Source organism: Candidatus Jordarchaeum sp., assembly GCF_052745115.1.
In genome coordinates, this window is record NZ_JBRAKS010000198.1 from 1 (window position 1) to 7,372 (window position 7,372).

At 41.5% G+C, this 7,372-nt stretch carries 7 protein-coding genes; 5 read left to right on the forward strand and 2 right to left on the reverse strand.

Annotated features, from left to right (window positions below; translation table 11 throughout):
- Positions 1 to 145, reverse strand: a 145-nt coding sequence (locus ACUVXA_RS13430; RefSeq protein WP_445871792.1) for a MerR family DNA-binding transcriptional regulator, incomplete at its 3' end; no start/stop codon positions are given.
- 251 nt (positions 146 to 396) lie between these two features.
- Here ACUVXA_RS13430 and ACUVXA_RS13435 point away from each other — a divergent pair.
- From ACUVXA_RS13435 to dnaJ, 5 genes are all read left to right on the forward strand, one after another.
- Complete coding sequence (locus ACUVXA_RS13435) at positions 397 to 915, forward strand: Hsp20/alpha crystallin family protein (RefSeq protein ID WP_445871786.1); 519 nt, start codon at positions 397 to 399, stop codon at positions 913 to 915.
- A gap of 252 nt (positions 916 to 1,167) precedes the next feature.
- Positions 1,168 to 1,857: an ArsR/SmtB family transcription factor gene (locus ACUVXA_RS13440; protein ID WP_445871787.1), complete on the forward strand. Its 690-nt coding sequence runs from the start codon at positions 1,168 to 1,170 to the stop codon at positions 1,855 to 1,857.
- 33 nt (positions 1,858 to 1,890) lie between these two features.
- Entirely contained in the window at positions 1,891 to 2,478 is a 588-nt protein-coding gene (locus ACUVXA_RS13445; RefSeq protein WP_445871788.1) for a nucleotide exchange factor GrpE, read from the forward strand.
- Positions 2,479 to 2,499: 21 nt separating this feature from the next.
- Positions 2,500 to 4,401 carry a molecular chaperone DnaK gene (dnaK, locus tag ACUVXA_RS13450; RefSeq protein ID WP_445871789.1) on the forward strand — a complete coding sequence of 634 codons (1,902 nt, stop codon included), beginning with the start codon at positions 2,500 to 2,502 and terminating at the stop codon, positions 4,399 to 4,401.
- 78 nt (positions 4,402 to 4,479) lie between these two features.
- A complete protein-coding gene (dnaJ, locus tag ACUVXA_RS13455) occupies positions 4,480 to 5,598 on the forward strand; it encodes a molecular chaperone DnaJ (protein WP_445871790.1) in 1,119 nt (372 codons plus the stop codon).
- A 95-nt stretch (positions 5,599 to 5,693) separates the two neighbouring features.
- Here dnaJ and ACUVXA_RS13460 read toward each other — a convergent pair whose 3' ends face one another.
- On the reverse strand, positions 5,694 to 7,238 hold the full coding sequence (locus tag ACUVXA_RS13460) for an MFS transporter (protein ID WP_445871791.1): 1,545 nt from the start codon (positions 7,236 to 7,238) through the stop codon (positions 5,694 to 5,696).
- Positions 7,239 to 7,372 lie beyond the last annotated feature (134 nt).

Sequence of the window (7,372 nt, forward strand, 5' to 3'; positions counted from 1 at the left end):
TGATTTCGCTTTCGGGTATTCTTCGGCCGCCGGCTGTTCTGACCACTCGGAGCTTGTTCTGTTTGTCCCATTTCTGGATGGTTCGTGTCGTGACGCCTAGTGGTTGTTTTGCTTCTTTGAGGGTGTATAATCGCTCCCTATGCATCTAGCGGTAGTTCAGCATAATTCTGTTTAAACACCGCTATTTTAGAACTGTTAGCATAGGCGTTTAAGGCGGTGAAAAATGCTCATTTAAAGCGTGGAAGGTGAGGAAAAGTTACAAAATAGCACTATCTCACAATAGGAGATATTGGGGAACTGTGTCGGTTTATTGACCGAAAGATTTATATATAACTACTTAGAGTATACAACCAGAAGTAGTATACTACTATAATATGTATACTGGAGGTGTAGCATATGAGTAAAACTGAAGACAAAAAAGAATCAACCGAAATAGAACCATTTGGAAGCCGAAGAGACATATATAGGCCCTTTGAAGACATATTCGAAGATTTTAGAAAAAGCTTCGATGCCCTGTTAAGACCATGGTTTGATATAGTACCTGCCAGAAGAATCGTAGAATTCAGGCCCTTATCCCGTTTCCCAAGATTAGATTTAGAAGACAACGGTGACGGTTATACAGTTACCGCTGAAGTGCCTGGACTTTCCAAGGATCAAGTAAACCTAAACCTAACCAAAGACAGCTTAGATATCAGTGGCGAAATAAGTGAGGAAAAAGAGGAGAAAGACAAGAGCTACCTACACCGCGAGAGATCGTATCAATCCTTTAGAAGATGCATTGTGTTCCCAGAAGAAGTTATACCTGAGAAAGCAGAAGCGGAAATTAAGAAGGGCATTCTAACACTAAAGGTTCCCAAGAAAGAACCTACCCCAAAAGAAGAACCTGTTAAAGTTGATATAAAAGAGGAAGATTAAGGGATTAGAATAAAATCTTCTTTTTTTATTTTTTTAATTTCTTCCAATTTATAGATATTTTAAGGTTGTTTTTATGGAAAGAGATGTTTATTGTTTCTGATTTTTTAATTCTGCTTGTTAATTTATTAACCACAAGGTTTATAAATAACAACTTGAGGTTTACAACTAGAATTTGTATAATACTCATGCGTGTATTCCCTAGATCATGTCTCCCCTCATTCACGATAAAAATTTTGAATCGTGGTGAAAGTTATGGGTACTTGTAATCCAGACGAATTGGAGGCAGTAATGTCGGTTATTGATAATCCGGTTAAGAGAAAGATTATTCAGAAGCTCAGTGAGGAACCGGCATACGCCTTACAGTTGGCAAAAGAACTTGGCTTGGGTCAGCAGAATGTGAATAAACACCTGAAGAATATGGAGGCCGAGGGTATAATTGAGAGTATTGAGGTGGAGAGCCCTGCTGGTCCGAAAAGGAAGCTTTATACTATTAAGAAATTTTATTCTTTAAGAATAAATTTTGCATCCAACCTTTATAGTGAGTCTCTGAAATGTTTTGATGATCCAAATGAGTGGTCTGAGGATAAGAACGTTTTAGAAGAATTTGAAAGCCGTCTGGAGAAAATCAGTGATTTGAGGCCTAAAAGTGAAAAGTTAGACGAGTTAAACCTTTTTATTTCTGATATTGAAGATGAGGTTAATTCTATTGAGAGAAAGCTCTCCAAATTACTTTATCTTAGAAATCTGGCTATGAGGGAAGCTCTTATTTCGATGGGCGACCTGACGAGGCAGGAACGGCGGGTAATGTATAGGATCTTGGATCAGAAGAGCACCACCTGTGAAATTATATCAGAGCAACTGGACATGAGGGAGACAATTGTCGATGAAGTTATCAAGAGGTTAAAAGAGAAAGGAATAAAAAGTATTGAAGGAAAAAATTGATTCTGAGTGAAACTGGTCTGTGGGTGAAACTGTATGACGGAGTCCAAGGATGAAAAGAAAAAGGAATCAAAGGATAAAAAGATTGAAAAAGAATTAGAGGAAAAAGATAAGCGAATAGAATCGCTGGAGAAATCATTAGAGGAGGAGAAGAAAAGAGCTGAAGACTACTTAAACCGTTTGAAATATTTGCAGGCAGATTTTGATAATTATAGGAAAAGGGTGGAGAAGGAAAGGGGGAATATAATTAGACGGGAAAAAGCACTGTTTATTAATAGAATTTTAGTAATTTTGGACGAGCTTGAACTCGCGATTAAGAACCAGAAAGAGGCTAAAGAGAAGGATATTTTAGTAGAAGGAGTAGAAATGATTTATAATAAATTATTCAAACTACTATGTGAGGAAGGGGTGTGTGTAATCGACGCCGTGGGTAAAAGTTTTAACCCGGATCTGCATGAGGCCTACCTCACAGTCCAAACAGAAGAACATCCTAACAACACCATTGTTGAAGAATTGAGGAAAGGATATATGCTTGAAGGTAAGGTTGTGAGACCGAGCATTGTTAAAGTCGCTAAAAACCCGGTGAAAAACGAAGTTAATGTTGAACACATAAGAGACAATTAAAAAAATTAGGAGGAAATGAAAATGGCGGAAACCAAAAAGAAGGAAAAAATTATCGGAATAGATTTGGGCACAAGTAATTCTGCAGCAGCAGTTATGGAGGCTGGCAGACCTGTAATAATACCCAGTGCTGAGGGCACTACGCTATATGGAAAAGCTTTCCCATCATACGTAGCCTTTACAGAGGACGGAACTCTTCTGGTAGGAGAACCAGCAAGAAGACAGGCGATTACAAACCCGGAAGGAACAGTGATAGCTATAAAAAGAAAGATGGGTACTGACTACAAGGTTAAAATTCGAGGAAAAGAATACTCGCCTCAACAGATCTCAGCGTTTCTTCTCCAGAAAATAAGGAGAGATGCAGAAAGCTTCCTTGGAGAAAAGGTGAACAAGGCGGTAATCACTGTACCAGCATACTTTAATGACAATCAGAGACAAGCCACCAAGGATGCAGGAACCATAGCAGGCCTAGAGGTCGTGAGAATCATAAACGAGCCCACAGCGGCTTCCTTAGCTTACGGTTTAGACAAGGCCGAGAAAGAGATGAAAATCATGGTCTTCGACTTCGGCGGAGGAACACTCGACGTTACCATAATGGAGTTCGGTGGAGGCGTTTTTGAAGTAAAATCCACCAGCGGAAACACTCAGCTCGGGGGCACAGATATGGATAATACGCTCGTGGACTATCTGGTGGAGCAATTCAAAAAACAAACAGGTATCAACCTGCGTAACGACCAGACAGCCATGCAGAGACTCCGAGAAGCAGCGGAAACAGCGAAAATAGAACTATCAACCTCATTAACAGCGAACATTAATCTTCCCTTCATAGCCTCGGATGCCAGTGGACCTAAGAACCTGAACATAAACTTAACAAGAGCCAAGTTAGAAGAACTGGTTACTCCAATTATTGAACGCTGTCGGGGACCAATGCAGCAAGCACTTGCCGATGCTAAACTAACACCAAAGAATATTGACAAAATTATCCTTGTTGGTGGACCAACTAGAATGCCTATAGTTCGCAAATTTGTGGAAGACTTTATGGGAAAGCCCGCGGAAAGAGGAGTAGACCCCATGGAATGCGTGGCTATGGGAGCCGCAATACAAGGAGGGGTACTAGCGGGCGAAGTAACCGATATACTGCTACTCGATGTAACTCCCTTATCCTTAGGTGTAGAAACACTAGGGGGTGTAGCGACCAAGCTCATCGAGAGAAACACCACTATTCCAACCCGAAAGAGTCAAATATTCTCAACGGCTTCAGACTTCCAAACCACAGTAACTATTCATGTTGTTCAAGGTGAGCGACCGATGGCTGCTGACAATGTTTCATTGGGAATGTTCAATCTCACTGGTATCCCACCGGCACCCAGAGGCGTGCCGCAGATAGAGGTCACCTTCGACATTGATGCGAACGGTATACTAAACGTGTCTGCTAAAGATTTGGCTACAGGAAACGAGCAGAAAATAACCATAACTGCAACCACCAAACTCTCAGATGCTGAAAAAGAGCGAATGATAAAAGAAGCGGAACAATTCGTAGAACAAGATCGCAAGAAGAAAGAAGAAGCTGAAACCAGAAACGAAGCCGACTCCTTAATATACACCACTAATAAAACCATAAAAGACCTAGGGGACAAAATAGCAGCAGACCAGAAAAGTAGACTAGAAAAGGCGGTAAAGGAGCTACAAGAAGCTTTAAGCGCAAAGGACATAGAACCAATAAAGAACAAAATAGAGGCTTTGAAGAATGTTTTACAAGAAGTGAGCACAGCAGTTTACCAACAGGTTGCCCAGCAACAAGCACAGGCACAGGCAGAGCAGGCCAGAGCCGCCGGAGCAGGTTCCACTAATAGTGGGCCCGGAGAAGGAAAAAAAGAAAAAGTGGTTGACGCAGATTTTAAGGTGGTTGACGAGGAGAAAAAATAAAATCTAAAATCCCAAATTTTTTTATTAGTATAATTCATATTTCTCTATGAAAAATACAGTTTTTAATGGGGAAAGAAAGTGTCTAAGCGCGACTATTATGAAATTCTCGGTGTTTCGAGAGATGCTACAAAGGACCAGATAAAGAATGCCTATCGCAAACTAGCCATGGAGTATCATCCGGACCGCAACAAGTCTCCTGATGCAGAGGAGAAATTTAAGGAAATCTCTGAAGCTTATGGTGTTCTTTCGGATGATGAGAAGCGCCAACAATACGACTTATATGGACACGCAGGTATAAGCGGAAGATACACGCAGGAAGACATATTCCGAAACATAGACTTTGACAGCATTTTCAGAGATTTCGGATTTGGATTCGGAGGCTTCGATAGTGTGTTTGATATTCTTTTCGGTAGAGGACGGGGACGGGGGCGCAGACCAAGTTGGGAGGACTGGGAGAGGAGACCTATCCCAGGAGACGACTTGAGATTCGACATGGAAATAAGCTTGGAGCAAGCGGTTTCGGGGCTAAAAACGGAGATAAGTGTTCCCCATACAAAAGACTGTGAGGTGTGCAAGGGTTCTGGGATTGAACCGGGCAAACAACCAACTCAGTGTCCTCAATGCAGAGGAACGGGTCAAATACAGCGAGTTAGCGAAACTGGGACTGCAAGATTTGTGCAGATCACAACCTGTTCCAGATGTGGAGGCAGAGGACAATTAATCCAGTACCCTTGCCCCGAATGTAAAGGCTTAGGGAGGGTTCAAGTTAAAAGGAAAATAGCGGTGGACATACCTGCCGGGGTGGATGATGGGACTCGTATAAGAATAAGGGGGGAAGGAGAGCCGGGAATAAGGGGTGGCCCGCCGGGTGACTTGTACGTGGTGACGCATATAAAACCGCATCCAATCTTCCAGAGAGAAGGAAACCACCTGTATACTGAGGTGCCTATAACCTTCTCACAGGCCGCCCTAGGTACAAAAATTGAGGTGCCCACAATAAACAGTAAAGCTGAGCTGAAAATACCGCCCGGAACTCAGAGTCACACGTTGTTCAGATTGAAGGGTAAAGGTGTGCCGGATGTATCGGGACATGGAAGAGGAGACGAATTCGTGAGAGTTATCGTCCACACTCCCGAAAAATTATCACCTCGCCAGAAAGAACTTTTAAAACAGTTGGCTGAGGAGGATAAAAAATAATCAATTATAACATCACTAAAAATTGTATTCTATTTTTATCAAATTCATAAAAGGGTATACTGATTTTAACAATAAATTTGTGGTTCAGCCCTTTTTCATTCATGGTCATTTTTTCGATTGAGAGCCGGAGGATTATTATTGTTAATATTTTTGTGTTGGTCTTTTTCTCCATTTGATCTGTTTTTATGTGAGTTAAGGTATTTGCGTACTTGGCGGATGGGTGCGTAGAAAAGTTGAGGGGATGAGCGAATACGTCCTCCGATAATGGTCAATTGTGCTACATCCTTCTTTAGCCAACCTACGAGTTCGTGTACCACTAGGTTTCTAGGCGCTTCTCCTACCTCTTTAACGTAGCCAAGTAAAGTTACTGAAAATATTCCTACGACCGCTGATAGCATAAATTGGAAATCTAGACCCTCAATGGAGAGAAGTGGCACTTTGCTGGTTGCTCCGTATTGGGACCAGTCCAACGTTAATGATAATTGTTTTTGTACAAAAAAGTCAGCAAACAGTCCTCCGAGCGCTGCTGCGATGCCTGAAGCAATGGAGGTAACCACGGCTACACTAGCTAGGTAGCATGAGGCGGGTTTAGGATATGAAAGTTTGGCTGTAATATTTATGGTTGTGAGGTCGGTTCCTGCATTGGATAATCCGAGGAGCACGCTTAAAATAAAGAGTAGGGGGAGACTGAGTAAATGCTTTTGGGGAAGGGTGGTGAAGGTCCAAGCAACAAGGGTGAATATGAATACTCCAGCACTTATCGAAAGTATTGGCTTGTTGCCGAACCTGTCGGTTAATTTTCCGAATGGACCCATGAAATAAATGTTTGAGACACGCGTGATAATTGTGAAAAGCATAAAGTAAGCTATGTTTAGATCCAATGAGGTAAGCATATAGACTGCAAAGAAGGGGGTGGCGAGGTTGGAGGCAAAGCTCCAGAAGCTTAGAGTGGATAAGAGTTTTCTAAAATTTTTATCTACGAAAGGTTGCTTAAGTAGTTCAAATGAGAATTTTGATTTTTCTATTTCTGGCTCGGGGATACGGGTTATGAAAAATATGCTCAGCAATCCGAAAACCACGCCTATGGTGAAGATTAGAGAGTAACTCTTAAGTACCTCCATAGAAAGCCCGCCAAAATTATCAATATATAGTCCCCCCAGAATACCTAGGGTGGAGCTTAGGGCGTAACTTAGCTTGAAGCGCTTTGCGAAAAACACTCCACGAGTTTCCATGGGTACAAAATCTCTCATCCAAGAATTCCAGCTGCATGCGGATACATTGCCCAGTATAGAACTGGTTGAGAAAACAATGCCCAGTAGCAGGAGATTTTGTGAGGCAAAGAGGGGTGTAAGGGCTATAACGAGCCATAGTAATCGGCTGCCCAATGAGCTAGTAATGGTTATCAGCTTTCTCCTACCGGTTTTCTCAATCAGATAAATTGTGGGTATTTGCGCCAACTGGCTCAGAAAAGACACTGCCGTAATGAAACCTATATAGGCGTTATTCGCTCCCATGATCAATACAAAAGCAACAAAAAAGGGCCCGCCCGTGAGAGTAAATAAGGACTGGGAGCAAATACCATCATAGATTACATTTTTTAAACCCTTAGAAACTTTTTCGGATAGTTCCGTTACTGCCATACTAGATTGTGCTTCCGTAATATCCTCAATTTAGGTGGAAATTAAATTTAAATTGTTAATTTATTAACTTTTTCTTAAGGATGCTGTGTTGTATAATTTTTATTTTTTCACTTTATTTATATAATATGATGAAT

Excerpts from the sequence above, each read along its gene's own strand:
- dnaK (WP_445871789.1), top strand. The coding sequence starts at position 2,500 with ATGGCGGAAACCAAAAAGAAGGAAAAAATTATCGGAATAGATTTGGGC.
- ACUVXA_RS13445 (WP_445871788.1), top strand. The coding sequence starts at position 1,891 with ATGACGGAGTCCAAGGATGAAAAGAAAAAGGAATCAAAGGATAAAAAG.
- ACUVXA_RS13440 (WP_445871787.1), top strand. The coding sequence starts at position 1,168 with ATGGGTACTTGTAATCCAGACGAATTGGAGGCAGTAATGTCGGTTATT.
- ACUVXA_RS13435 (WP_445871786.1), top strand. The coding sequence starts at position 397 with ATGAGTAAAACTGAAGACAAAAAAGAATCAACCGAAATAGAACCATTT.
- ACUVXA_RS13460 (WP_445871791.1), bottom strand. The coding sequence starts at position 7,238 with ATGGCAGTAACGGAACTATCCGAAAAAGTTTCTAAGGGTTTAAAAAAT.